This is a genomic window from Lysobacter sp. A421, assembly GCF_054052145.1.
This window is the reverse complement of sequence record NZ_JBSVRL010000005.1, coordinates 142214-166105: the sequence shown is the minus strand read 5'-3', so window position 1 is coordinate 166105 and position 23892 is coordinate 142214. Positions and strand designations below refer to the sequence as shown.

Here is a 23892-nt window from a genome sequence, read left to right as displayed (position 1 = left end):
TGATGATTCGATTGCGGCGATGGTTCAGTCACTCGGGTCCATGGCGGTGTCGCGCCATTCGCCCAGTCGCGCGCGCAGCCGCAGCATCGACTGGCCGTGGATCTGGCACACGCGGGACTCGCTGATCGACAGCACGGCGCCGATCTCGCGCATGTTCAGCTCTTGCTCGTAGTACAACGACAGCACCAGCTGTTCGCGCTCGGGCAGCTCGCCGATGGCTTCGCCGAGTGAGTCCCGGAACTCGCCATAATCGAACGCGCGTGCGGGGTTGGCATCGCCAGCGGCGGCCACGCGCGGTTCGCCGTCGTGCTCGTCGGTGTGCGCATCAAGACTGATCAACTGGCCGCGCGAGGATTCCTCCAGCATGCGGTAGTACTCATCCAGGCCGATCTCCAACTCACCGGCAACCTCCTGCGCGGTGGCGGCGCGGCCGGTGGCCTGCTCAATCCGGCGGGTCGCGGCGATCACGTCGCGATAGCGGCGATGTACCGAGCGCGGCACCCAGTCGCCACGCCGGATTTCGTCGATCATCGAGCCGCGGATGCGGATCGACGCATAGGTCTCGAATGCCGCGCCCTGGTCGTCCTGGAAGTTTCGTGCAGCGTCCAGCAAGCCGAGCATCCCGGCCTGGATCAGGTCATCGACCTCGACGCTCGACGGCAATCGTGCTGCGAGGTGGTGGGCAATGCGACGGACCAGTTCGCCGTGGCGCTCGACCACTTCGGATGCATCCTGGCGCGGCAAGCTGGCGCGATAGGCAGCGGCGGCATGGCTCATGCGATGGCTCCCCGGGCGGGCGTGATCAACCGTTCCATGTAGAACTCGACATGCCCGCGGGGGCCTGGCGGGGACTGCCATTGGCCGGCGCGGCGGGTGATGTCACGGAACGCCATCGCCGAGGGACTGGACGGGAACGCCTGGGTTACCGCCTCCTGGCGCTGAATGGCGCGGCGCAACCATTCGTCGCGGGGAATCGCGCCCAGGTAGTTCAGGGTCACGTCGAGAAATTTCGATGCGACCCGCTCCAGCTTGCCAAACAGCTGGCGGCCCTCGCCGGGGTTGTTGACCTGGTTGGCCAGCACCTGGATGCGACTGACCCCGCGGTCGCGATTGAGCACCTTGATAAGCGCATAGGCATCGGTGACCGAAGCCGGCTCGTCGCACACCACGACGATCACGTCCTGCGCGGCCTGGCAGAAGGTCAGCACGCTGTCGGCAATGCCGGCGGCGTTGTCGATCACCATGGCGTCGATTGGCAGGTCCAGCTGGCTGAAGGCATGCACCAGGCCAACATGCTGTTGTGGCAGCAGCTCAACCATGTGGCGCTTGCCCGAGGCAGCGGGCACGACCCAAAGTCCACCCGGACCTTCCAGCAGGGTGTCGCGCAGTTCGCAGCGCTCGGCGAATACATCGGCCAGGGTGAACCGCGGTGACAAGCCGAGCATGACGTCGACATTGGCCAGGCCCAGGTCGGTATCCAGCAACAAGGTGCGCTGGCCGGAGTTCTGCAGCGACATTGCCAGGTTGACCGATACGCTGGTCTTGCCCACGCCGCCCTTGCCGCTGGCCACGGCAATGACCCGGACCGGGGCCGCGCGCGCAGACGTTGTCGGCGTGGCGCCAGCAGGCTGCGCCATCATCGCGGGAACGGGTTGGAGGTCAGGCGATGGCATGGTGATCCTCGGTGACAAAGGGGTTATCGGCCGCACGGCGCAGTTTCTCCAGTTGCAGGACCAGGTTGGACGCATCGGCGGCCTCCAGATCCTCTGGAACGCTTTGGCCATGGGCGGTGTAGGTCAGGCTCAGGCCGTTGCGGATGGCGACCGACAAGGCCGCGCCAAGGCGTCCGGTCTCATCGGTCTTGGTCAGCACCACGCCTTCGGGACTGGCCATCCGGTAGCGGCGGACCAGCTCACTCATGTCATGGGGGTGTGCGCTGGCGGGCAGTACCAGCAAGCTGCGCAACTGGCGGGTGGCACGCAGCCAGGTGATCTGGCTGAGCAGCGCGCGGTCACGGGCGCCATAACCGGCGGTATCGACCAGCACCAATGGATAGTCCTGCAGCTGGGCCAGCGTCTGGGCCAGGGATTCCGGCCCGTTCGACTCGCATACGGTGATGCCGAGGCGGCGTCCATGTGCATGCAGTTGTTCGATTGCGCCCACGCGCTCGCTGTCAGTGGTCACCATGGCGACATCGCGGGCACGGTGGCGGGCGGCAAAGCGGGCCGCCAGCTTTGCCACGGTCGTGGTCTTGCCGGCGCCGGTCGGTCCGATCAGTGCGATCACGCCGCCGTCGTCGATGGGCTCGCTGCGGCTGATGGTCAGCATCCGTGCCAGCTCGGCGAGCATCGGTGCGCGCACCTTGTCCGGGTCCAGCGCCGGGTTGATCTTGGCGGCAATGGTCTGTGCCAGGGACTCGTCGCAGCCATACCCCAGCAGCATGTCGTAGGCGGCGGCACGCGCCGGGGAGCCGCGCAGGCGTTCGCTGGTGAACTGGCCCATCTCGCGCTCGATCATCCGTCGCATCGAACCCAGTTCCTCGCGCATGGCGATGATGCCGGGGTCCGGCTCGGCAACCACGTGTACCGCCGGTGGCGCGACCTTGATGCTGGCCTCGGCCTCGGCCGCAGCGGCCGGTGCCGGCAGGAGCGACGATATCGTCGTGGCCGGTGAGGTGGGTTCCTGGACTGGGGCCGGGTCTGGAAGATCGGCTGGCAGCAGGTCCCGGTCGGCGAGTGCATTCATCATCGCCTCGAAGTGGGTCGGTGATCCGGTTGCTGCGTTCAACGCGGCAGCGGTCGGGGCAGCGTTGGCCTGTGGCCGCGCACCGGCAGGGCGTGACGCATTCGGGTGGAGGACGGCCGTTGGCGGCATGTGTCCGGTGAGCTCGGCCAGGGTCGCGTCGGCGTGTTCCTTGTCATGGTTTTCCGCCGGGGAACCACCAATGCGGAACACGGCGCGTGCGCGGCTGGCGAAACTGTCGCGCGGTGGCGACGTCTTCGAGTCGGGGCCCGATGCCGGCGTCACGGCTGCCTTGTCGCTCGCGTCGTCGTGGTTCCGGCCCGCGTGTCCGGGGGTTGCCGGCGGCAGTTCGTCGGGCCTGGTGGCAGCCAGCGACAGCGCCGGCGTCGCGGCACGCAGCGCCTGATGCACCAGTGCCTCGTCGTAATCGGTCGCCGCGACTACCTCGATCCCGTCGGCGGTCGGACGCGTCGACAGGATGACCGACTCCGCCCCCTGTTCCTCGCGCACCATGCGCAATGCGCTGCGCATGTCGGTGGCAATGAAGCGCTTGATTCTCATGACGTTGTTCCCTTGTTCCCGTTATTCCAGGCCCTGGTTTATCAACCAATCGAGCCGACCAACCGCAAACGCTTCTCTTCCGGTACTTCGGTGTAAGCCAGTACCGACAGGGCCGGTACGCTGTGCCGCACCAGCCGCGCGATGGTTGCGCGGATCCCGCCGGGCACCAGCAGGACGGCCGGCTCGCCGCGTCCCTCCTGCTGCGTCACCAGATCGTTGAGGTTCTGGTGCAGTCGCTCGGCAAGTCCTGGTTCCAACGCGGCGCCGGTGCCGTTGACCGACTCTTGCAATACCTGTTCCAGAGCCGGCGCCAAGGTATAGACCGGCAGCTCGGTCTTGAGGCCGTTGAGCTCCTGGACGATGAAGCGCCCCAGTGCGTTGCGGACCGCAGCGGTCAGTGCGGCCGGGTCCTGGGTGTGCACACCGTGCTCCAGCAGCGCCTCCACGATCTGGCGCATCTGTCGTAGCGGTACCTTTTCCAGCAACAGCGATTGCAGTACCCGTACCACTACTGACAGCGGCAGCAACTTGGGCGTCAAGTCCTCGACGAGTTTCGGGGTCGCTTTGCCCACGCTGGCCAGCAGCTGCTGTACTTCGTCGTGACCCAGCAACTCGGAGGCGCGCTCGCGCACCACGTGCGACAGGTGGGTGGCGACTACGGTGGCGGCGTCCACCACCGTGTAGCCCAGCGATTCGGCATGGGCGCGCTGGTCCGGCGGGATCCATACCGCATCCAGCCCGAATGCCGGGTCCTTGCCGGGGATGCCTTCCAACGGGCCAAATACCTGGCCCGGGTCGAGGGCCAGGTTGCGGTCCGGGTACAGCTCGCCGGTCGCCATTGGCACTCCATGCACCAGGATCCGGTACTGGCCGGGCGACAGCTCCAGGTTGTCGCGCACGTGTACCGCCGGGATCAGGAAGCCCAGGTCCTGGGTCAGCTTGCGCCGGATGCCTTTCAGCCTCGCCAGCAGTTCACCGCCACGGGTCTTGTCGACCAGCGCGATCAGCTTGTATCCCACCTCCAGTCCAAGCGGCTCCACCGGGCGCACTTCGTCCCAGCTCAGCTCGGCCATGGCCTGGTTCTGGCTGCTGCCGGTGGCCACCTCGTCGGCATCCGCGGTCGCAGCGCCAGCGGTCTCGCGCTTGTGCAGTTTCCAGGCGGCATAACCGACGATGGCCGACAGGGTCAGGAACGGCAGGTTGGGCATTCCCGGGACCACGCCGATCAGGCCCAGCAGCAAGGCGGCGACGAACAGTGCGCGTTTGTGCCCGAATACCTGCGCCGATACCGCCGGTCCCATGTCCTGCTCGCGGGTTGCCCGGGTGACCAGCATCGCGACCGCCGTGGACACCAGCAGCGCCGGCAACTGGGCGACCAAACCGTCACCGATGGTCAGCAGTGCGTACACCTGGGCCGCGCTGGAGAATGCCATGTCATGCTGGATCACGCCGATCAGGATGCCGCCGACCAGGTTGATCACCAGGATCAGAAGGCCGGCGATCGCATCACCGCGGACGAACTTGCTGGCGCCGTCCATCGAGCCGTAGAAGTCGGCTTCCTCCGAGACTTCCTGGCGCCGGGCCTTGGCATCTTCGCGCGTCAACAAACCGGCGTTGAGATCGGCGTCGATCGCCATCTGCTTGCCGGGCATCGCGTCCAGGATAAAGCGTGCCGACACTTCGGCGATGCGCCCGGAGCCTTTGGTTACCACGATGAAGTTGACGATGGTCAGGATCGAAAAAACGATCAGGCCGACGGCGTAGCTGCCACCAATGACGAAATTGCCGAACGACTCGATCACGTGCCCGGCCGCGCCGGGACCTTCGTGACCATGCAGCAGCACCACCCGGGTGGAGGCGACGTTCAGCGCCAGCCGCAGCAGGGTGACCATCAACAACACCGACGGGAACACCGAGAATTCCAGCGGCCGCTTGACGTAAACCACCGCCAACAACACCACCAGGGACAGCGCGATGTTGATGGTGAACAACGCATCCAGCACCAACGGCGCCAGCGGTACCACCACCATTGCCAACATCGCCAACACCACCACCGGGGCGGCGGCTCCATCGCGCACCGAACGGGCGAGGTCGGCTATGGAAAACCGGCTCATGGTTGCACTCACGCTGCCGGCCCCCCGTCAACCGGGTCGACGGCGCCGTCCGCGCCTACGTCCAACGGCTGCAGCGACGGAGCCGGACCGTGCGCCGGCTGCCAGCGCTTGAGCTGGTACACGTAGGACAGTATCTGTGCGACTGCAGCGTAGAGCTTCACGGGGATTTCCTGGTCGACCTTGGCCTGCCTATACAAGGCGCGTGCCAGCGGCGGTGCCTCGACCACGCTGATGCGGTGCTTCCCGGCCACGTCGCGGATCATCAATGCGGTCTCGTCCACACCCTTGGCGACCACCCGGGGCGCACGCATGTTGTCGGGGTCGTACTTCAGCGCGACCGCGTAGTGGGTCGGGTTCATCACCACCACGTCGGCGCTGGGCACCGCCTCCATGGTCTGGCGCTGCGACAGTTGGCGGGCGACCTGGCGCACCCGGGCCTTGATCTCCGGGTTGCCCTCGGTCTGCTTCATCTCGTCGCGGACTTCCTGCTTGGTCATCTTCAGCTTGCTGCGGTGCTGGTAGCGTTGCCACGGCACATCGATGGCGGCAATCAACGCCAGCGAGCCCGCCATCGCCAGCAGCGCGGTCATCGCGGTGTGCAGGCCGGTGTCAATGGCGACATGCAGTCCCATCCGGGGCATCAGCAACAAGTTGTCGACCGCGCCGATGATGACCATGGCGCCGGTGCCAACCACCAGCAGCACCCGCAACATCGAACGCAAAAGCTCGGCGAAGCCTTCCTTGCCATAGATGCGCTTGAGACCAGAGGCCGGGTTGAGTCGCTTGAAATCCGGTTGCAATGCCTTGTTGGAGAAGCGGATGCCGCTCATCAGGGCCGGCGCGATCAGGCAGGCCACCAATGCGGCGGCCAGCACCGGCAACACCGGCAGCATCAGTGAAATGGCCAGGGTCACCGCGTGGGTGATCAAGCGGTCAGGGTGGCCGAGGATGGCCGGATTGAAGGCCAGCGCGCCGCCCAGCCAGCCCTGTGCCGCCGTGCCGATCCCCGGCGCCAGCAGCATCAATGCCACTGCGGTGACCCCCAGCACGGCAACGTTGGCCAGTTCACGGGAGCGCGGGACATCGCCTTTTTCACGAGACTCGCGCAGGCGCTTCTCGGTCGGTTGCTCGGTGCGGTCCTCTTGATCGCCGGACATGGCAGGGTTCCTGCTGTGGCCACTAAGTGGCCTATCGGATACAGCGCGACCGGCAGGCTCAGCGCGATCAGCCGGTCAATGCGCGCGCCGCCAGGAAGGCTTCCCCGAACAGTCGCTGTATCGGCTCCTGCAGTTCCCGTGCCAGCAACCCCAGCAGAACCAGTCCAACCACCAGGGCCACCGGCAGGCCGATCGCGATCGGGTTGAACGCCGCGGCGGCGCGCGAGAGCACGCCGAAGGCCAGATTGGAGGTCAACAGCGCCATCATTACCGGCAGCGCCAGCAACAATCCCGCCCGCAGGCAAGTGGAAAAGAATGCGGGCAATGCCGCCAGGAAGCCGTGCAGGTCAGCCAGCGACGCGCCGATCGGCAGCGTCCGGTAACTGTCGGCCAGCAGCTCGACCAGTACGAGGTGGGCATCGAGGGTGAAAAACAGTAATCCGAAGGTCAGGTAGAACCACTGCGATAGCACCGTCGACGATGCGCCGCTCAACGGGTCCGCCAGGGTCGCGAACGACAGCCCCATGCCCTGGCTGACCAGTTCGCCGGCCAGTTGCCCGGCCTCGAAGGCGAGCCGCAGCATCAGTCCAATGGCGATGCCGACTGCCAGTTCCCGCACAACGGTAAGGACCGTTGTCGCGTCGATCGCGGCGATGGGCGGGACCGGCAGCACGGTGGACATCGTCGCCGACAGCGCCAGGGCGACGATCAGCCGCGCCTGCACCGGCATTCCGCGGCCGCCGATCATCGGCAATGCCAGCAACGTCCCGCCTATGCGCAGCAGGTACCACAGCACCTGGCCAAGCATGCCGAACAGGTTCAGTCCATCGATGGCGGTGGCGGTCGCCGGGTCCATCGCGCGGGTTCCCGGTCAGCCAATCAAGTGCGGGATGCGCTGGTACAGGCCGATGGTGAACGCCACCATCTTGCCGAGCAGGAAGTGCCCGGTCAGTGCCAGTATCGTCGCCAATGCAATCGCCTTCATCACGAACGCGATGGTCTGCTCGTTCACCTGGGTGGCGGCCTGGATGATGCCGACCACCACGCCCACGACCAATACCGCCAGCAGGGGAGGAGCGCCCATCAACAGCGCCATTTGCAGACCGCGGCCAATCTCCGTGATGGCGGTTTCCGGCGTCATCGTCCTACACCGCGTTGAAGCTGGCAGCGAGTGAACCGACCACCAGGACCCAACCATCCACCAGCACGAACAGCAGGATCTTGAACGGGGCGGAGATCAGCATCGGCGAGAGCATCATCATGCCCATCGACATCAGCACGCTGGCGACCACCAGATCGATGATCACGAATGGGATGTAGACCAGGAACGCGATCTCGAATGCGGTTTTCAGCTCACTGGTCAGGAACGACGCCGCCAGCACCCCGAACGGCACGTCCGACGGTCCTGCGTACGGGCCGCTGCCGGACAGCCCGGCAAAGGTCATCAAGTCGTTCTCGCGGACCTGGGCCAACATGAAACCGCGAAACGGTTCGATCGAGGCGGTCCAGGCGCTTCGGAAATCCATCTGGTCATTGAGGTAGGGGGAAATGCCCGCGGCCCAGGACTGGTCGAACACCGGCATCATGATCATGGTGGTCAAAAACAGCGCCAACGCCAGCAGCACCTGGTTGCTGGGGGTCTGCCCGGTGCCGAGCGCCTGCCGCAACAGGCCCAGCACGATGATGATGCGGGTGAAGGCCGTCAGCCCGAGCAATGCCGCCGGCAGCAGGGTGATGCCGGTCATCAGCAACAACACCTGCAGCGGCAGGCTGACCGGTTCGCCGCCGATATTGCCCACTGTCACGTTTGGCAACGTGGGGGTGGTCGTCGCGGCAGGCGATGGCGCCGTTGCCGGCGCGGCCATGGGCGTGGTTGACGCGGGCGCAGTCTGCGCCGCGACGGTCGGGACCAGTAGCAGCGCGGCGACAAACAGCACTACGCCGAGCAGTCGCGACATCCGGGCAGTGACCCGGCTCACGGCTTTTTGCCGAAGTGTTGTGAAAGCAACTGGGCGAACGGTGAGGGACCGCTGTTGGGGGATAACGGTAGCGGCGCGTCGAGGGTATGCAGGGTGCGGGTGCCACCGGGGCCGACCCCGAGCAGGAGCTGGGTCTGGCCGATCTCGACCACCACCACCCGGTCACGCGGGCCCAGTGCCAGCGACCCGACCACGCGCAGTGCCGGGTTGCCGGCCCCCGCGACACCAACGCCTGGCATCCGCCGGGCCAGCCACGCCAATCCGAGGATCAGCGCGACCACCAGCAGCAGCGCGAGCACGCCGCCACCCACCGCGCCGGCGCCGCCGGAACCACTGGTTTGCGGCGGCGCGAACACCGGCGTCGGCGCTACCGACGCGGTGCTCGTGCGTGCCACTGGCAGGGGCAGCGGCACGAGGTTGGCGGTGGTATCAACGGAAGCGGTGACCCGCGCGAAAGCGCCGGTGGAATCCACCGCTGCAGCCGCCACAACTCCGTCACTCACCACCGCCCCGTCCTTCACCACCGCCCCGTCATTCCCGCGCAGGCGGGAAGCGCTCCACAACAGCCCAAAGGGCTGGTCATCCATGGACGTGGCTGTAGACGTGGCCGCCGCAACCGCCGCCGCCGCAGTGTCGGCCGCCGGGCTCATCGCAGTCGCTTGATGCGCTCGGCGGGGCTGACCACATCGGTCAGTCGCACGCCGAAGCGGTCGTTGACGACCACGACCTCGCCCTGGGCAATCAGGGTGCCGTTGACGAACACATCCAGCGGCTCGCCCGCGCCACGCTCCAGCTCAACCACCGAGCCCTGGTTGAGCTGCAGCAGGTTGCGGATCGGGATGCGGGTGCGCCCGACCTCCAGCGACAGCGATACCGATACATCCAGGATCACGTCCAGGTTCAGGTCGGTGGCCCGGCCGTCGCCGTCGGCGGTCAGGGTATCGAACGCGGCGCGCGAGGTTTGGCCGTCGTCGGTCTGTGGGGTGTCTGTCGGGTTCATGGCGTTGTCAGGCTTTCGAAAGTGGGGAGGGCGCGGGCGGGGTGGACGGTGCCGATCTTGATGGCGTTATGGCCGTTGTGACTGCCGAACTGGCCGGTGAACAGCGCGGTCTGTTCAACGTTCAAGGTCACCGTGTCGGGCAGATGGATCGGAATCACGTCACCGATCTTGAGTTGGCACAATTGGCGCAGGCTGATCTGGCATTGGGTCAACGAGCTGCTGAGCTCGACCTGCGCGTCCTGCAACTGCGCGCGCATGGCCCGGGTCCAGCTTTCATCGCGCTCTACCCGGTCGCTTTGCACGCCGGCGTCCAGCTGTTCGCGGATCGGTTCGAGCATCGAGTAGGGGATGGACACGTGGAACTCGCCGCCGCCGCCTTCCAGCTCGACATGGAAGCGGCTGACCACGATGTACTCGCGGGGGCTGATGATGTTGGCGAAGTGCGGGTTGACTTCCGAGTTGAGGTATTCGAATTCGACCGGCAGCACCGGTGCCCAGGCGTCCGTCAGGTCGGCGAAAGTCTGCTTCAACAACAGCTGGATGACTCGCATCTCGGTGGGGGTAAACTCGCGGCCTTCGATCTTGGCCGGGTACTTGCCGGCGCCGCCAAAGAAGTTGTCGACCACGGTGAATACCAGCCGCGGCTCGAACATCACGATGGCGGTGCCACGCAGTGGCTTCATCTTCACCAGGTTCAGGTTGGTCGGCACCTGCAACGAGTGCATGTACTCGCCAAAGCGCATCAGGTCGACCCCGCGTACCGACAGATCGGCCGAGCGTCGCAGCAGGTTGAAAAGGCCGATCCGCCAGGTGCGGGCGAAGCGCTCGTTGATCATCTCCAGGGTGGGCAAGCGACCACGGACGATGCGGTCCTGACTGGCGAAATCGTAGTTGCGCGCCTCGTTGGGAGCTGCGGGCGCGTCCTCATCGACATCAACGGCACCGCTGTCGACGCCGTGCAGCAGGGCGTCGATTTCGTCTTGGGAGAGCAGGTCGGAGCTCATCGCAGGTGTCCTACTGGGTCACGAAACTGGTGAAATAAACCGCTTCGAGCTTGCTGGCGGTGGTCTCGGTCTTCAGCAGCGTGCGCACTTCGTCGGCGGCGGTCTTCTGCAACCGTTCCTTGGCGCTGCGCTGGGCCAGCTGGTCGGCGGAGTACTGCCCAAACAGCAGCAGCAGGCGGTTGCGGATGGCCGGTGCATGCAACTCCATCGCCTTGGCGGTGGCGTCGTCGCGGGTCATCAGTTGCACATCGGCCTGCAGGTAGCGCACCGCGTTGGTGTCAGCCAGGTTGACCACGAAGGCCGGCTCCAGCGCGAAGTAGATCGCCGGCTTGCGTGGCGAAGGTTGATCGGCCGCTGCTGCGGCTGCAGCGGCGGCAACCGGCGCTGCCACGGCACTGGAGTACCAGAACCATCCGCCGCCGGTGGCCAGTATCAGCACCAGGGTAGCGACAAGGATCCACGGCAGCTTGCTGGAGGACGATGGTTTCTTGGATGGCACGCGACAACTCCGGGATGCGGGGGTTGCCAAGGCAATGCAAGGGGTGTGCCGCAACTCCGGCGACGGGCAGTGACGGGGATTTGACGCGTGCAGCAATGGTCACTGGTGGCGGCGGTTTGGCCGCCCCGTCATTCCCGCGAAAGCGGGAAGTGCTCCACAACAGCCCAAAGGGCTGGTCATCCATGGACTTTGGGCGGTTGAATAGCAACGTCCTTGGATCCCCGCCTTCGCGGGGATGACGGGATGACGGAGATGACGGGGGAAGTGGCGTTGTCCGGACCTTAGCTAGGCGTACTCGTCCAGTAACCCGCGACGCAGGATGGTTGGAATCGGGGTGTCCATGATGTCGGCGTCGCGTCGGTCGGAGCCGGCATCGGTCACGTAACCGGCGCTGCTGTTCGATTGCCCACTGCCAACGTCGGACTGGGCCAGTTGCAAACCCTGTTGCCCGAGCATGTCGCGCAGGCGGCCGACGCTGGCTTCCAGTGCCTGCCGCACGTCGGCATTGGCGGAGTTGAATTCGGCACTGACCCGGTTGCCGTCGATATGCAGCCGCACATCGATCGGGCCGAGGTGGTCCGGGCTGACCCGGATCTCGGCGCGGCCGATGCGCTGATCGGCCAGCCAGCCGATGCGTGCGCCGAGTGCGTCATCAAAGCCCGAATCCGGATCGGCCGGCATCGGGATGGGTGTCGCCGCCGTCGCCGCCGCTGCACGGACCGGACTGTTGCCGGTGAGCGGTTGGGAGGGGAGGGAAAACTCGATGGCATCCGCATCGGCACCCACCGCCGGTGCCGCTGGGAGTGATTTGCCGGCGTCATCGGCGGCTGCCAGACCCATCACGCGGGCAAGATCGGTTAGAGGAAGCGCATCGTCGGCGGAGGCGGCGCTGGTGGCATTGGCGGCCAACGTGGCATTGGTGGCTAGTGTCGTTGGGCCAAGCGCGAAGGCCGGCAGCTTGAGGTCGGAATCGGTGGCCGCCAGCTGGCCCAGCGCTTCCCCTGCCGGGGCCACCGATGCGGTCAATGTTGTCGAGTCCGCCGTCAGCGCCAGGCTGGCATCCGCGCCGGTTGCGAGTGCGGCCGGGGCAGTGGGGGCGAGCGGTGCCGGGGTGTGCCAGTGGCCTCCCAGCAGAGCCAGGATCCGGTCGGGGGAATGGTCTTCGTCCGTGGTCTTGTCCGCGTCCGCCGGTTGTCCGTCGTGTGCATCATTTGCGGTGGACGATGTCTTTGCTTCCGTCGTCGCCGCGTCGCTGGACGCACCGTTGCCCGCCGAAGACTTGGCCAAGACACCGGCGAAACCACTGCTATCGCTGTCGCGCGCTGAGTCTTTGGTGGAGCTTCGGGAAGCGCCCGCTGTCGGCGCGCTGCCGGCGGACGTGCTGGCAGCACCTGCGCCAACTCCGCCGGCGGCCATCATGCAGCCGGCTCCGGCTCCGGCTCGCCGCGGCGGCTGCTCGATATCCGTCGTGCGCCCAGATCATCCATCTCGCGCTGGCTGCGCTGCTCGACCGTGCGGGATTCTTCGGCACGGTAGCTGGCCGACAACTTCTCCAGCACGTGGGTCTCGCGACTGGCCAGTAGCAGACGCGTGCGTTCCACGTCGCTTTGTTGACGGGTGTCGCTGACCACGCGGCTTTGCTGGGCAATGGCGGTATCCAGGCGCTCGCGGAATGCCAGTCGGTTGGCCAGCAATGCCGGGCTGGTGAGGCTGGAGCCGCCGGGCACTGCGTACTCCAGTGCGTAGCGGCGCAGCGCGTCCAGGCGTGCCTGCTGCTCAACCACCGCGCGGTCGCGTTCGGCGACCTCGCGGGCGACGTCGTCCTGGCGTCGCTGCTTCACTTTCAACAGTGGATCCAGTCGTTGCGATCGCATGTCGGTCAGGTCTCCTGCGGGTTGGGGGTCGGGGATTGCGGAATGTCGGGCGCATCGTCAAGCAGGCGGGCGAGTGCGGCGCGGCTGGCGTCGACATCGGACGCCTCGCTGACGTCCTGTCCCAGGAATGCCTGGATTGCGGGCCAGCGGGCGACAGCCTCGTCGACCGCCGGATCGCTGCCGCGCTGGTAGGCACCGATGGCGATCAGGTCGCGCTGGGCCGAGTAGGCCGCCAGCAGCCGGCGCAGCTTGCGGATACGTTCGCGCCACGGCGCGTCGGTGATGTCCTGCATGACCCGGCTGACCGAAACCTCCACGTCGATGGCCGGGTATTGGCCGGCGTCCGCGATGCGGCGGGTCAGCACGATGTGGCCGTCGAGGATTGCGCGGGCGGCGTCGGCGATCGGCTCCTGTTGGTCGTCGCCCTCGGTCAACACGGTGTAGAAGGCGGTGATCGAGCCGCGGCCGTCGGCGCCATTACCGGCCCGCTCCACCAGTTGCGGCAGCTTGGCGAAAACCGATGGCGGATAGCCGCGGGTGGTCGGCGGCTCGCCTACCGACAGCCCGATCTCGCGCTGTGCCTGGGCAAAGCGGGTCAGCGAATCCATCAGCAGCAGCACATGCAGGCCCTGGTCGCGGTACCACTCGGCGATGGCCGTCGCCCGTAACGCGCCGTGCAGCCGGGCCAGTGGTGGCCGGTCGGCCGGGGCGGCGACCACCACCGCGCGGCGCATGCCCTCCTCACCGAGAGTGGCCTCGACGAAGTCGCGTACCTCGCGGCCGCGCTCGCCGACCAGGCCGACCACGATCACGTCGGCGGCGGTGTAACGGGTCATCATGCCCAGCAGCGTCGACTTACCGACACCGGAGCCGGCGAACAGGCCGATGCGCTGGCCGCGGCCAATCGGCAGCAGCGCATTGATTGCGCGCACGCCGACGTCCAGCGAGCGGGTGATCGGCTCGCGCGTCAGCGGGTTGATGATCTGTCCGCCCAGCCCGACCCAGTTCTCCGGGCGCAGCGGGCCGCGACCGTCCAGCGGTACGCCGTCGCTGTCGATCACGCGCCCCAGCAGCCCTTCGCCCACGGCCACCTCGCCGCGCTGGCGGGTGGTCACCACCCGCGCGTTGGGCAACAGACCGGCCAGGTCGGCGGTGGGCATCAGGAAGGTGCGGTCGCCGGAAAAACCAACCACTTCGGCGTCGACCCAGCGACCGCCGGAGGTCTCCACCCGGCAACGCGAACCCAGCGGCGCGCTGCAACCGGAGGCTTCCAGGGTCAGTCCGACCGCACGCCGCAACACGCCTTCGCGGGCGAGACCCAGCGAGGGGGGGTGCGGGTTGATGGTGCCCAGCCGCGCTGAAAGGCGCAGGTTGCGCATTTCTTCCCACTGGTCGGCGGCGATGCGGCTCATGGGGTGTCCTCGGCGTTCGTGTTGGCGTCGGTCTCCATGGCCGCGTCGAGGCAGGCCTGCAGGCGCGCGGCGAGGGTGCCGTCGATGCGGACGCTCTCGCTGTGCAACCGCAGTTCGCCGCGGGACAGGGTGCTGTCCTCGCTCAGGCGCACGCCGCTGAGCCCCATCAGGTGCGGCGCCAGCACGCCCAGGTCATCGGGGTGCAGGCGCAGTTCGATCTCGCGCGAGCTGGTGCCGACCGCATCCAGCGCCTCACGCACCAGGTCGGCCAGCAGGGTCGGGTCGGCGCGGTAGGTACGGCCGAGCAGGTTGCCGGCGATGCGCACGGCCAGCTCGCCCAGCGCGTCGGCCACCTCATCGTCCAGGCGTGCCAAGGGGCGGGTAAAGCCGTCCAGGATGCCTTCCATCTGGGCGGCCATCTTGCGTACTTCGCACTGGCCGCTGGCCAATCCTTCAGCATGGCCGGCGGCGTAGCCTTCGTCTCGCGCCGCCTGCTCCAGTGCCTGCAGCTCTTCCACGCTCGGTCGGACCGGTGCCGCTTCGGCTGCCGCCTCAGGTACGGCCGGACTTGCGCCGCACGTGGCCATCGATTCCAGGTCCGGTGCGGTCCAGCGCACCAACTGCGCGGGATTGGCCATGACCGTCATACGAAGGCCTCCGTCTTGGCGGTCAGCTGGATCGCGCCGCTATCGGCCAGTCGCCGGACTTCGGCCAGGATCTCCTTCTGCGCAGCCTCCACCTCGGCCAGGCGCACCGGTCCGCGCGCCTCCATGTCCTCGATCAGGATATCGGCCGCGCGCTGGGACATGTTCTCGGTGATCTTGGTACGCACCTTCTGGTCGGCACCGCGCAATGCCAGCCCGAGTTTCTCGCTGGGGATCTCGCGCAATACGGTCTGTATGGCGCGGTCATCGAGTTCGACCAGATTCTCGAACACGAACATCAAGTCGCGGATCTGGGCGCTCAGTGGCTCGTCGATCTGGCTGATATTGCCCAGGATGGTCTCGTCCTGGCCGGAGTCCATGAAGTTGAGGATGTTGGCCGCAACCCGCACGCCGCCGATGTTGGAGGACTTGATGTTCTGGTTGCCGGCAAACTGGCGCGCCATGACCTCGTTGAGTTCGTTGAGCGCATTGGGCGGTATGCCGTCAAGGGTGGCAATGCGCAGCAGCACGTCGGCGCGCACGCGTTCGGCCAGGCACTTGAGCACCTCGGCGGCCTGGTCCTCGTCCAGGTGGGACATCACGATGGCGATGATCTGCGGGTGCTCGTTGCGCACCAGCTCGGAGATCGCGCGCGGCTCCATCCACTTCAGCGTGTCCAGCCCGGTGGTGTTGCGCCCGGCCAGGATACGGTCGATCAGGCTGCCGGCGCGCTCCTCACCCAAGGCCTGGTTGAGCACGGCGCGGATGTAATCGTCGGCGCCCGAGCCCAGGGCGCTGGGCTGGGCAAGGGTCTCCACGAAGTCGTCAAACACCGTGCCGACGGTCTCCCGCGACACGCCGCCCACCGACGTCATCGCCATGCCGAGCTTTTGCACTTCCCGCGCGCCCATGTGTTTGAGCACCTCGGCGGCCTGCGCCTCGCCCAGTGACAGCAAGACCACGGCGGCACGCTGCACGCCGGTCAGCGGTTCTTGTTTCATCGTCCTGGGCTCAGCCATCGGTTTCCACCCAGTTGCGAATCACGTTGGCGACACGCTTGGGGTCGTTGCTGACTGCCGTGCGCGCCACCTGCAGTTTTTCGTCGAAGTTCATGGAGACCTCCTGCGCGTCCCCGTCCAGGCGGGGGGCGGACGGCGCAGACAACGTGACCGGTACGTCCTCGTCATCCTCGATCAATGTGGCGATCGCGGTGCGTGGCTTGACCGGACCCATCAGCTGGCGCATGGCGGGGCGCAACACGGTGAAGATCAGCATCAACACCGCCAGTCCGCCCAGGGCGATACGAAGCAGCTCCTTGAGCCGGGGGTTCTGCCAGAACGGCGACTCCATCGGCTCGTCCAGGTGGCCCTGGTTGAACGGCGCGTTGACCACGGTGACCATGTCATCGCGTTGGGTATCGAAGCCGATGGCTTGTTGTACCAGCGACTTGATGCGCTCCAACTCGGCATCGGTGAGGGGGCGCGAAGTCTGCTTGCCGTCCTTGTCGACAGCGGTGGGGAGGTTGTCTACCAATACCGCGGCGGTTACCCGTGTGATCCGGCCGGGCGCCTGCCGGGTGTGGGTCAGGGTGCGGTCGATCTCGTAGTTACGTACCGCGGTACGGCTGCCGGTGAGCGTGTCGTCGGCGGCTTGGGCAGTGGCTGGTGCCGCGGCCGCTTGCGCGGCATCAGGGGTGTTGCTGGCGCTGCCCGGCACGCCGCCCGGTGGCGTCTTTGCGCTGAGGTCGCCGGATTCGGAGACCTGCTCGCTGCGTACGATTGCCGCCTCGGGGCCATAGATCTCGCGCGCCTGCTCGCTCTGGGAGAAGTCCATTGCCACGCTTACCTGGGCGCTGACCCGCCCCGGGCCGGTCATCGGCGCCAGCAACTCCTGGATGCGCTGCACGTAAACCGCTTCCTGGCGGTGTTGCTGCTCGAAACGCTTGGCGCCGATGGCCGAGCCGCTGTCGGGATCCGGGTTGGACAACATGCGGCCAAACTGGTCGACCACGGTCACGCTCTCCGGTGGCAGGGTCGGGATGCTGCCCGATACCAGGTGCACGATCGCGTTGACCTGACCGGCCTCAAGCACGCTGCCGCTGCGCAACTGCAGCACCACCGATGCGCTGGCTGCCTCCTTTTGTCGGGTAAACGCGCTGGGTTTGGGTATTGCCAGGTGGACGCGCGCCTCGAGCACCGGACGCAGGTTGCCGATGGTGCGTGCCAGTTCGGTTTCCAGCGCATGCTGGTAGCGCGCGTTCTCCACGAACTGGCTGGTGCCAAAGCCCTGGTCGCCCTGCAATGACTCGAAGCCACCGCCGGTCTTGGCCGGCAATCCCGCCGAGGCCAACGCCAGCTTGGCCTGGCCACTCTGGTCGGTGGGCACCGCCAGCGAGCCGCTGGAAGCGTCGACCCGGAACGGAATGTTCGCGCTGCGTAACAAGTCGGACGCTTCGCTGGTGGACTTCGCGTCCAGCCCGGCGAATACCGGCACGTAGTCCGGGCGCTGGGTCCAGAAGAACAACCACAGGCCGATCGCGATGGCGGCGGCCACCAGCGCAAACGTGCCCATCTGGCGGACCACCGGGATGTCCTGCAGCGGGCCGAGCTCGCGCAGGTTGGTGATCGCAGTCTTGGGAAGGGAAGTGGCGCTCATTGTTGCGGTCTCGAATGTGCGGTACTACGTCGGCAATCGGGTTGGCATCACACAGGCATGTATCAAACAGGCATGCATTACACCGGCACGCATTACACCGGCATGTTCATGACGTCCTGGTAGGCCTGGACCAGGCGGTTGCGCACTTCGGCGGTGGCCTTGAAGGCGACCGATGATTGCTGCATGGCGACCATCACCCGCGCCAGGTCCGCGCGCGGGTCACCCATCTCGAACGCCTGTTGCAATTGCGCGGAATTGTTCTGCGCGTGGCTGACGCTATCCAGCGCGTGGTTGAGGGTTTCCGAGAACCCCGGAGCTTTCGTTTCACCGACCCGGCCGGGCCCGTCGGCATGGAATCCGCCGGGCTGGATCGCGTTGCTGGCCGGCGCATCGCCCAAACGGCCGCTTGCCTGCGCCTGATGGGCACGGATCTGGGAAAGAATCGAGGAAATCGCATCGCTCATGGCCGGGCTTCAAGCGTCTTGGGTAGCTGCCCATGACGATGCAAGCCGTGTGCCAGAGCCGTGCCGGGATCCCGTCGCCGGATTACTGTCTTTGCCGACCCTTGCTTTTGATCGTCACTTCCGCGAAAGCGGGAGCCCATGGACGTTGTTGATCAGCGGGCTGAAGTCCATGGATTCCCGCTTTCGCGGGAATGACGGTGGGTTGATCGGGGACGACGGTGGATGTCGGGAATGAGGGTGGATGGTCGGGGACGACGGTGGATGGTCGGGATGACGAGCAGAAGCCGAGGTGTTCAGGCTTTCCTTAAGGCTCAGCGCTCGATGCCGTACTTGCGCAGCTTTTCCACCAGGGTGGTCCGGCGCAGGCCCAGCAGGGGGGCGGCGTGGGCTACCACGCCGTCGGCCTGGTCCAGTGCGGCGCGGATCAGTTCCAGTTCGACGTCGGCGATGTGTGAGCGCAGGTCCATGCCTTCCGGCGGCAGGGTGGCGCGTGGCGACAGGGTGGCGGCAGGGTGGGGGTCGAGCACCGACTCGCGCACGGGCTCTTCGTCCGGCAGCTCCGGCATTGCCGCGCGGTAGCGTGCGGGCAGGTCGGTCGCGCGGACAGTCTCTGCAGGGTGCAGCACCGCCAGTCGTTCCAGCAGGTTGCTCAACTCGCGCACGTTGCCCGGCCAGGCATAGTGACGCAGGGCATCCACGGCACCGTCACTCAGGGCGACCTGGCCACGGCCGGCCTCGCTCAGCTGGCGGGTAATCGCCGCGATCAGCTCGGGCAGGTCGTCGCTGCGCTCACGCAGCGGCGGCATCTCGATGGGGAATACATTGAGCCGGTAGAACAGGTCCTCGCGGAACTTGCCATCGGCGATGTGCGACTCCAGGTTGCGGTGCGTGGCGGCAATGACGCGCACGTCGCACTTGATGGTCTGGTTGCCGCCAACGCGCTCGAAGGTGCGCTCTTGCAGCACCCGCAGCAGCTTGACCTGCATCGGCATGCTCATGTCGCCGATTTCATCCAGCAGCAAGGTGCCGCCGTCGGCCATTTCAAAGCGCCCCTTGCGCTGGGTCAGGGCACCGGTGAAGGCGCCTTTCTCATGGCCGAACAATTCACTTTCCAGCAAGTCGGCGGGGATGGCGCCGCAGTTGATCGCGACGAACGGCCGATCATGGCGCCGCGAGCGCGCGTGCACGGCGCGTGCGGCGACTTCCTTGCCGGTGCCCGACTCACCCAGGATCAGCACGGTGGTATCAAACGGGGCCACCTGGTCGATCATCCGCGACAGTCGCAATGCCGCGGCGCTTTTCCCGGTGGGGCCGCCGGTAGTGGATCTGGGTTGCTCGTCCTCGTTGATGCGCTTCAGGCTGGCGCGGCGGAGCGCTTCCTGCAGTTCGGTCCGGCGGATCGGGTAATGCAGCGGCCACACCGCCTCCGGATGCACGGCAGTGCGCCAACCGGCGTCGTCGGCATTGCCGGGCAGCACCATCAGCGGCGGATGCAAGGGCTGGCGGGCCAGCCAGTCCACCAGGCCCGGCCACGCCGGATCGCCCTCCACGTCGCCCACGACCACCGCGACCCAATCACTGGGCCGGGCCTTCTTGAGGTCGATGTCGCCGGGCTCGGCCAGCCTTGGGGTGAAGTCCATGAACTCCAACAACGTCGCGACCCGCTCGGCGCGCTCCATGTCGTTGTCCAGCACCAGGATGCGGGATTCACTCACGGTGCTACCTCAGTGGTGCCGGCGTCCGCGCCACTCACCACCGCCTCCAGCAATGGCATGACGTCATGCAGGTAGGAAAGCTTGCTGACGAATGCATCCGCGCCGGCCCGCAGCGCGTGCTCGCGGTGCTCGGCATCGTCGAAATGGCTGGCGATCACCACGTAGGGTGGCTTGTCCTGGGCCTTGATCAGGCGGGTTGCCTGCAGCCCGCCCATTTCCGGCATCGCCAGGTCCATCAACACCACGTCCGGCAGCAGTGCCTCGCATTGGGCAATGGCCTCGATGCCATTGGCCGCCGAGCCGACCACGTTGACCCAGTCGACCCGGCGCAGGTGGCGGATGGCGGCGTTGATGAAACCTTCGTGGTCGTCGACCAGCAACACGGTGAGGGTGCGCATGAGGGGTTACTCCAGTTCAGCTGGCGGTGGCGGTAGGCGCCGGGCGTTGACGCGAGCGTGCGGGGCCGATGCAAAGTTGGCCGCGGTACTTCGCCACGGTGCGGCGCGCAATGCAAACCCCCTGGCGTTCCAGCAGCCCGGCAATGGTGTCATCGGCCAGCGGTGCGTGTGGGGGCTCGGCATCAATCAGGCGCCGGACCATCGCCTTGACCGCGGTTCCCGATACGCTCGCGCCTTCCAGCCGGACGGCGAACAGGCGCTTGAGCTCCAGGGTGCCGCGCGGGGTCTGGATGTACTTGCCGGTGGTGATGCGCGAGACGGTGGACTCGTGCATCCCGATCTCGTCGGCAACCTCGCGCAGGGTCAGCGGCACGATTGCCTCCTCGCCGCGTTCCAGGAAACCACGTTGGCGCTCGATCAGCACCTGGGTGGTGCGCAGCAGGGTGTCGTTGCGCATCGCCACGCCGCGCACCAGCCAACGCGCCTCGTCGAGCAGGCCACGCAGCACGCTCTGGTCACCCGGTGCGCCGTCCAGGGCGCGCGCGCAATGGGCGGCAACGCGGATGCGCGGGGTGGCTCGGCCGTTCAGGGCGACCCGCCACCGTCCGCCCAGAAAACGCGCCACCACGTCGGGCGTGATGTAGGGCGTTGCGGCGTCGGTGGGTTCCTCGACCGGGCAGGGACTCAGGCTGAGGATCAATCCGGTGGCGCGCTTGATAGCGTCCGGGGTGGCATCCAATGCGGCGGCCAGCGCTGGGTGATCGTGCGCGGCCAGCAGGTCGATGTGGTGGGCAAGGATGCGGTCGGCCAGGGCGTAAGTGGCCAGCTCGCGCGCGACGGGATCGCCCGGATGTGTCCCAGTTCGTTCGGCCTGTTGGCGTTGCCGGGCCAGCTGCGCACGCAGGCACTCGGCTGCATCGACCGCCGCCATCCCTGGCCACGGGCCGTTGAGCAGCCGCAAACGCAGGGTTTTCATTGCCGGCCGGGTAATCGACAGCTCACGGGCCCCGGCGGCTACCAGCCCGGCCAGCGGGTGTTCCAGGTAACCGCGGTCATCGCACTGGTCCAGCCACCACTGGGCACCACGCAGGTCGTCGATATCCCAATCCAGGGCCAGCTCCTGCAGCAGGCGGACCCGTGGGTCGGTGGAGCTGCCGGCCGCGATCCGCGCGGTGGCGTCGTCGTCGCCCGACGCACTGCCAGACGCTGCCGAGGTGTAGATCGGCTCGGGCAGCTCGTCCCAGGCACCGGCGTCCAGCGTCGCATCGTCGCCGTCAGCCTCCTGGACGCTGGCGTCGGTTTCCCCGATCTCGTCGGCGTCATCGTGCTCCAGCATTGGATTGAGCTCCAAGGCCTGCAGCAGCTCCATTTCCAACTGTGGGGCAGATAGTTGCAGCAGCCGGATCGACTGCAACAGTTGCGGCGTGAGGTTGACGGTTTGCGTCAACTGCCCGTGGACGGTTTGTTTCACAGATCCCCCTGTGGTGATGCCGTACGCGCGGTACGGATCCTGCAGGGCTGATCTTGCCTCGTCGGTGACAGATAACGAATCGGGGCAAACCCGAGTCAGGTAGGGGTTATCCCGAATGCATGTAGGGGTTTTCCGGACCTGGTGCCGGTTTTGCGGCTACAAACCGCCCGCGTGCAATCCCAGGGCGATGCGCAGCAACTCGGTGGCGTTGGGACAGCCCAGGGTTTCCATCATCCGCGCACGGTGGGTTTCAACGGTCTTGACGCTGATGTTCAGGTCGCCGGCGATCTGCTTGCTGCTGCGGCCGGCACCCAGCGCGGCCAGGATCTCGCGCTGGCGCGGGGGCAACGCATCCACCCCCGTCACCGCTCTGGAGCGCCCGCCGCGCAGCTGGGGCGCAGAGACCTGCGGGCTCAGGTAAGTGCGCCCGGCGGCCGCGGCGCGCAGGGCGATGTCCAGCTCGGCGGGTGCGGCCTCCTTGACCACGAAGCCGGACGCCCCTCGCGCCAGCGCCTCGCGGACATGGGAGGCATCGTCGTGCATCGACATGATGACCACCGCGGTGTCGGGACAGACCTGGCGCAGCTCATCCAGGGCCTGGAACCCATTGCGGCCGGGCATTGACAGGTCAAGCAGGACCACGTCGGGGAGGGTTCTGCGTGCTTGTATCACCGCCTCGTCAGCGCTGGCGGCTTCGGCGACCACCTCCATCGCATCGAAGGATTCCAGCAACCGGCGCAAGCCGGCCCGGACCAGGGTGTGGTCATCGCAAATCAGTACGCGCAGCAAGTGAACCTCTCGCGGGACGCGCTCCAACGGGACGTGGAGACGAGTTCACTTTAGCCCAACCGTCCCGTTCCCATTGCCGCTTGCGGGGAAGGTCCGTGCGGCAAGGGGTTCAGCGCGGCCGGCGCGATTCGGCGATCGCTCGACGGTGGACCCGGAACAAGTGCCGTTCCAGGGCCGAGGCGAGCGTTGCCGGCAATGCCTGGAAACGCAGCCATAGCTGACGGCCCGTGCCATCAGCGACGCTGGCCAATACGGTCGCGGGCAGCTCCAGGGCCTGTGGCAGCCAGTCGCAGGGCAGCACCCGGAATACGCCCACGGTGCCGGGTGCCACGTCGGCGGCGGAGTTCCCCACGGCCAGGCACACGCCCAGTGCCGACCAGCGGACAGACTGCGGGTGGTCCTGGGTATCGCGATTGCCCACCAACGTGGCAACCAGCGCGGTCAGCAGGTCGAGCTTGGCTTCAATGCGCTGCATCCCCAGTTCCTGGGTGCCGCGCTCGTCCGGGTCGTCGGTGCGACTGTCCTCCACCAAGGCGATCGCGCGTAGCAGCGCCTCGGCGCGGGCGCATGCGACGCGCTGGGCGCTCTCGTCCAGCGCCCCGGGCACAAACGCGACCGGACGAACCTCCTGGCAGGTAAGCGAGTCACCGAAAACCGCGGCGCGGGCCTCGTCGGCATTCATGGCAGGCGCTGGGCCCGGTAGGCCTGTGCGCTGCGACGGTTGCCTTGCAGACGCTGCAACGCCTCCATCGTGTCGCTGCGTGCGCCTTGCAGCTGTTCCAGCAACGAGCGCTGTGTCGATAGCAGTGCCTGCCATCCGTCCTGGTCGTCTGCGCTGGCCGGGGATTTGCCCAATGCGGTGCGCACGTCCAGCTCGTGTTGGGAGATCAAGGCAATTGCGTCATCGAGCCGTCCGCTGTCCAGCGCGAGACGGATGGCGTCACTGGGCAGCACCGGCGTCATGGCCCCAGCCTTGCTTGATCAGGCGACGGGCCCGCGGCGCCCGGTTGCCCCGGTGCGATGGCGGACCACGCGGTCTCGATCTCGCCCAGCAGGTCTTCGATCTCGATCAGCGGTGCGCTGTCGTTGCCGACGTTCGCGTCCAGCAGCCGGCGTTGGGCGTAGTCATACAGCTGTTGCAGGCCGTCGGCGATTTCGCCGCCGGCTTTCATGTCCAGTGCACCATTCAGCCCGCCGATGATCGCGCTTGCATCGCTGATTGCCTTGGCCTTGCGCGGCAGGTCGCCGCGCTCCAGGCAGGCAATGGCGAGGCGGGCGCGGGCGCGGGCGCCGGCCAGCATCAACGCGACCAACTGGTGCGGACTGGCCTCCAGCACGGCGCTGTTGACGTTGGTCTGACGGTACTGGTTGGCGTAACTGCGGGCGCTATGCATGGCGGGCTCGGGGTCCAGGA

At 66.9% G+C, this 23892-nt stretch carries 26 protein-coding genes; all 26 read right to left on the bottom strand.

The features are described from left to right. Positions 1-24: 24 nt before the first annotated feature. Positions 25-777: an RNA polymerase sigma factor FliA gene (locus ACW7G6_RS13430; protein WP_456998470.1), complete on the bottom strand. Its 753-nt coding sequence runs from the start codon at positions 775-777 to the stop codon at positions 25-27. Continuing rightward, positions 774-1673: a MinD/ParA family protein gene (locus ACW7G6_RS13425; RefSeq protein WP_456980283.1), complete on the bottom strand. Its 900-nt coding sequence runs from the start codon at positions 1671-1673 to the stop codon at positions 774-776. The genes ACW7G6_RS13430 and ACW7G6_RS13425 overlap by 4 nt, the downstream gene beginning before the upstream one ends. Beyond that, positions 1660-3303: a flagellar biosynthesis protein FlhF gene (flhF, locus tag ACW7G6_RS13420; RefSeq protein ID WP_456998469.1), complete on the bottom strand. Its 1644-nt coding sequence runs from the start codon at positions 3301-3303 to the stop codon at positions 1660-1662. The genes ACW7G6_RS13425 and flhF overlap by 14 nt, the downstream gene beginning before the upstream one ends. A 41-nt stretch (positions 3304-3344) precedes the next feature. After that, the gene (flhA, locus tag ACW7G6_RS13415; RefSeq protein ID WP_456998532.1) at positions 3345-5333 is read right to left on the bottom strand and encodes a flagellar biosynthesis protein FlhA; all 1989 of its coding nucleotides are present in this window, start codon (positions 5331-5333) and stop codon (positions 3345-3347) included. Positions 5334-5425: 92 nt separating this feature from the next. Further along, on the bottom strand, positions 5426-6574 hold the full coding sequence (flhB, locus tag ACW7G6_RS13410) for a flagellar biosynthesis protein FlhB (protein WP_456998468.1): 1149 nt from the start codon (positions 6572-6574) through the stop codon (positions 5426-5428). A gap of 67 nt (positions 6575-6641) precedes the next feature. After that, entirely contained in the window at positions 6642-7430 is a 789-nt protein-coding gene (fliR, locus tag ACW7G6_RS13405; RefSeq protein ID WP_456998467.1) for a flagellar biosynthetic protein FliR, read from the bottom strand. Positions 7431-7445: 15 nt separating this feature from the next. Further along, positions 7446-7715, bottom strand: a complete 270-nt coding sequence (locus ACW7G6_RS13400) for a flagellar biosynthetic protein FliQ (protein WP_456960800.1) — start codon at positions 7713-7715, stop codon at positions 7446-7448. Between the two features lie 4 nt (positions 7716-7719). Next, on the bottom strand, positions 7720-8532 hold the full coding sequence (gene fliP / locus ACW7G6_RS13395; protein ID WP_456998531.1) for a flagellar type III secretion system pore protein FliP: 813 nt from the start codon (positions 8530-8532) through the stop codon (positions 7720-7722). Positions 8533-8549: 17 nt separating this feature from the next. Beyond that, positions 8550-9140 (bottom strand): flagellar biosynthetic protein FliO, encoded by a 591-nt coding sequence (fliO, locus tag ACW7G6_RS13390; RefSeq protein ID WP_456998466.1) that lies wholly within the window; start codon positions 9138-9140, stop codon positions 8550-8552. 59 nt (positions 9141-9199) lie between these two features. Beyond that, complete coding sequence (fliN, locus tag ACW7G6_RS13385) at positions 9200-9553, bottom strand: flagellar motor switch protein FliN (protein ID WP_456960802.1); 354 nt, start codon at positions 9551-9553, stop codon at positions 9200-9202. After that, positions 9550-10557, bottom strand: a complete 1008-nt coding sequence (fliM, locus tag ACW7G6_RS13380) for a flagellar motor switch protein FliM (RefSeq protein ID WP_456998465.1) — start codon at positions 10555-10557, stop codon at positions 9550-9552. Before fliM ends, fliN begins: the two co-directional genes overlap by 4 nt. Positions 10558-10567: 10 nt before the next feature. Beyond that, on the bottom strand, positions 10568-11056 hold the full coding sequence (locus ACW7G6_RS13375; RefSeq protein WP_456980276.1) for a flagellar basal body-associated FliL family protein: 489 nt from the start codon (positions 11054-11056) through the stop codon (positions 10568-10570). 285 nt (positions 11057-11341) lie between these two features. Beyond that, positions 11342-12343, bottom strand: a complete 1002-nt coding sequence (locus ACW7G6_RS13370; RefSeq protein WP_456998464.1) for a flagellar hook-length control protein FliK — start codon at positions 12341-12343, stop codon at positions 11342-11344. 128 nt (positions 12344-12471) lie between these two features. Continuing rightward, positions 12472-12930 carry a flagellar export protein FliJ gene (gene fliJ / locus ACW7G6_RS13365; RefSeq protein ID WP_456998463.1) on the bottom strand — a complete coding sequence of 153 codons (459 nt, stop codon included), beginning with the start codon at positions 12928-12930 and terminating at the stop codon, positions 12472-12474. Between the two features lie 5 nt (positions 12931-12935). After that, complete coding sequence (fliI, locus tag ACW7G6_RS13360) at positions 12936-14342, bottom strand: flagellar protein export ATPase FliI (RefSeq protein ID WP_456980273.1); 1407 nt, start codon at positions 14340-14342, stop codon at positions 12936-12938. Next, positions 14339-14980 carry a FliH/SctL family protein gene (locus tag ACW7G6_RS13355; protein ID WP_456980389.1) on the bottom strand — a complete coding sequence of 214 codons (642 nt, stop codon included), beginning with the start codon at positions 14978-14980 and terminating at the stop codon, positions 14339-14341. The genes fliI and ACW7G6_RS13355 overlap by 4 nt, the downstream gene beginning before the upstream one ends. 5 nt (positions 14981-14985) lie before the next feature. Beyond that, positions 14986-15972: a flagellar motor switch protein FliG gene (gene fliG, locus ACW7G6_RS13350; RefSeq protein WP_456998530.1), complete on the bottom strand. Its 987-nt coding sequence runs from the start codon at positions 15970-15972 to the stop codon at positions 14986-14988. Between the two features lie 25 nt (positions 15973-15997). Beyond that, on the bottom strand, positions 15998-17641 hold the full coding sequence (gene fliF, locus ACW7G6_RS13345; RefSeq protein ID WP_456980272.1) for a flagellar basal-body MS-ring/collar protein FliF: 1644 nt from the start codon (positions 17639-17641) through the stop codon (positions 15998-16000). Positions 17642-17733: 92 nt separating this feature from the next. Next, positions 17734-18105, bottom strand: a complete 372-nt coding sequence (fliE, locus tag ACW7G6_RS13340; RefSeq protein WP_456980271.1) for a flagellar hook-basal body complex protein FliE — start codon at positions 18103-18105, stop codon at positions 17734-17736. Between the two features lie 311 nt (positions 18106-18416). Next, positions 18417-19820, bottom strand: coding sequence for a sigma-54 dependent transcriptional regulator (locus ACW7G6_RS13335; protein WP_456980270.1), 1404 nt, complete (start codon positions 19818-19820; stop codon positions 18417-18419). Further along, positions 19817-20218, bottom strand: a complete 402-nt coding sequence (locus ACW7G6_RS13330; protein ID WP_456998462.1) for a response regulator — start codon at positions 20216-20218, stop codon at positions 19817-19819. Before ACW7G6_RS13330 ends, ACW7G6_RS13335 begins: the two co-directional genes overlap by 4 nt. A 16-nt stretch (positions 20219-20234) precedes the next feature. Then, positions 20235-21689 (bottom strand): RNA polymerase factor sigma-54, encoded by a 1455-nt coding sequence (rpoN, locus tag ACW7G6_RS13325; RefSeq protein WP_456998461.1) that lies wholly within the window; start codon positions 21687-21689, stop codon positions 20235-20237. A gap of 156 nt (positions 21690-21845) precedes the next feature. Then, positions 21846-22475 carry a response regulator gene (locus ACW7G6_RS13320; protein ID WP_456980387.1) on the bottom strand — a complete coding sequence of 210 codons (630 nt, stop codon included), beginning with the start codon at positions 22473-22475 and terminating at the stop codon, positions 21846-21848. 112 nt (positions 22476-22587) lie between these two features. Next, entirely contained in the window at positions 22588-23160 is a 573-nt protein-coding gene (locus ACW7G6_RS13315; RefSeq protein WP_456960813.1) for a PilZ domain-containing protein, read from the bottom strand. Next, positions 23157-23441 (bottom strand): hypothetical protein, encoded by a 285-nt coding sequence (locus ACW7G6_RS13310; RefSeq protein ID WP_456998460.1) that lies wholly within the window; start codon positions 23439-23441, stop codon positions 23157-23159. The genes ACW7G6_RS13315 and ACW7G6_RS13310 overlap by 4 nt, the downstream gene beginning before the upstream one ends. After that, a complete protein-coding gene (gene fliS / locus ACW7G6_RS13305) occupies positions 23438-23872 on the bottom strand; it encodes a flagellar export chaperone FliS (RefSeq protein ID WP_456980265.1) in 435 nt (144 codons plus the stop codon). Before fliS ends, ACW7G6_RS13310 begins: the two co-directional genes overlap by 4 nt. Positions 23873-23892: the final 20 nt, after the last annotated feature.

Excerpts from the sequence above, each read along its gene's own strand:
- ACW7G6_RS13430 (WP_456998470.1), bottom strand. The coding sequence starts at position 777 with ATGAGCCATGCCGCCGCTGCCTATCGCGCCAGCTTGCCGCGCCAGGAT.
- ACW7G6_RS13425 (WP_456980283.1), bottom strand. The coding sequence starts at position 1,673 with ATGCCATCGCCTGACCTCCAACCCGTTCCCGCGATGATGGCGCAGCCT.
- flhF (WP_456998469.1), bottom strand. The coding sequence starts at position 3,303 with ATGAGAATCAAGCGCTTCATTGCCACCGACATGCGCAGCGCATTGCGC.
- flhA (WP_456998532.1), bottom strand. The coding sequence starts at position 5,333 with ATGGTGGTGGTACCGCTGGCGCCGTTGGTGCTGGATGCGTTGTTCACC.
- flhB (WP_456998468.1), bottom strand. The coding sequence starts at position 6,574 with ATGTCCGGCGATCAAGAGGACCGCACCGAGCAACCGACCGAGAAGCGC.
- fliR (WP_456998467.1), bottom strand. The coding sequence starts at position 7,430 with ATGGACCCGGCGACCGCCACCGCCATCGATGGACTGAACCTGTTCGGC.
- ACW7G6_RS13400 (WP_456960800.1), bottom strand. The coding sequence starts at position 7,715 with ATGACGCCGGAAACCGCCATCACGGAGATTGGCCGCGGTCTGCAAATG.
- fliP (WP_456998531.1), bottom strand. The coding sequence starts at position 8,532 with ATGTCGCGACTGCTCGGCGTAGTGCTGTTTGTCGCCGCGCTGCTACTG.
- fliO (WP_456998466.1), bottom strand. The coding sequence starts at position 9,140 with ATGGATGACCAGCCCTTTGGGCTGTTGTGGAGCGCTTCCCGCCTGCGC.
- fliN (WP_456960802.1), bottom strand. The coding sequence starts at position 9,553 with ATGAACCCGACAGACACCCCACAGACCGACGACGGCCAAACCTCGCGC.
- fliM (WP_456998465.1), bottom strand. The coding sequence starts at position 10,557 with ATGAGCTCCGACCTGCTCTCCCAAGACGAAATCGACGCCCTGCTGCAC.
- fliJ (WP_456998463.1), bottom strand. The coding sequence starts at position 12,930 with ATGCGATCGCAACGACTGGATCCACTGTTGAAAGTGAAGCAGCGACGC.
- fliI (WP_456980273.1), bottom strand. The coding sequence starts at position 14,342 with ATGAGCCGCATCGCCGCCGACCAGTGGGAAGAAATGCGCAACCTGCGC.
- ACW7G6_RS13355 (WP_456980389.1), bottom strand. The coding sequence starts at position 14,980 with ATGGCCAATCCCGCGCAGTTGGTGCGCTGGACCGCACCGGACCTGGAA.
- fliF (WP_456980272.1), bottom strand. The coding sequence starts at position 17,641 with ATGAGCGCCACTTCCCTTCCCAAGACTGCGATCACCAACCTGCGCGAG.
- fliE (WP_456980271.1), bottom strand. The coding sequence starts at position 18,105 with ATGAGCGATGCGATTTCCTCGATTCTTTCCCAGATCCGTGCCCATCAG.
- ACW7G6_RS13330 (WP_456998462.1), bottom strand. The coding sequence starts at position 20,218 with ATGCGCACCCTCACCGTGTTGCTGGTCGACGACCACGAAGGTTTCATC.
- ACW7G6_RS13315 (WP_456960813.1), bottom strand. The coding sequence starts at position 23,160 with ATGAATGCCGACGAGGCCCGCGCCGCGGTTTTCGGTGACTCGCTTACC.
- ACW7G6_RS13310 (WP_456998460.1), bottom strand. The coding sequence starts at position 23,441 with ATGACGCCGGTGCTGCCCAGTGACGCCATCCGTCTCGCGCTGGACAGC.
- fliS (WP_456980265.1), bottom strand. The coding sequence starts at position 23,872 with ATGCATAGCGCCCGCAGTTACGCCAACCAGTACCGTCAGACCAACGTC.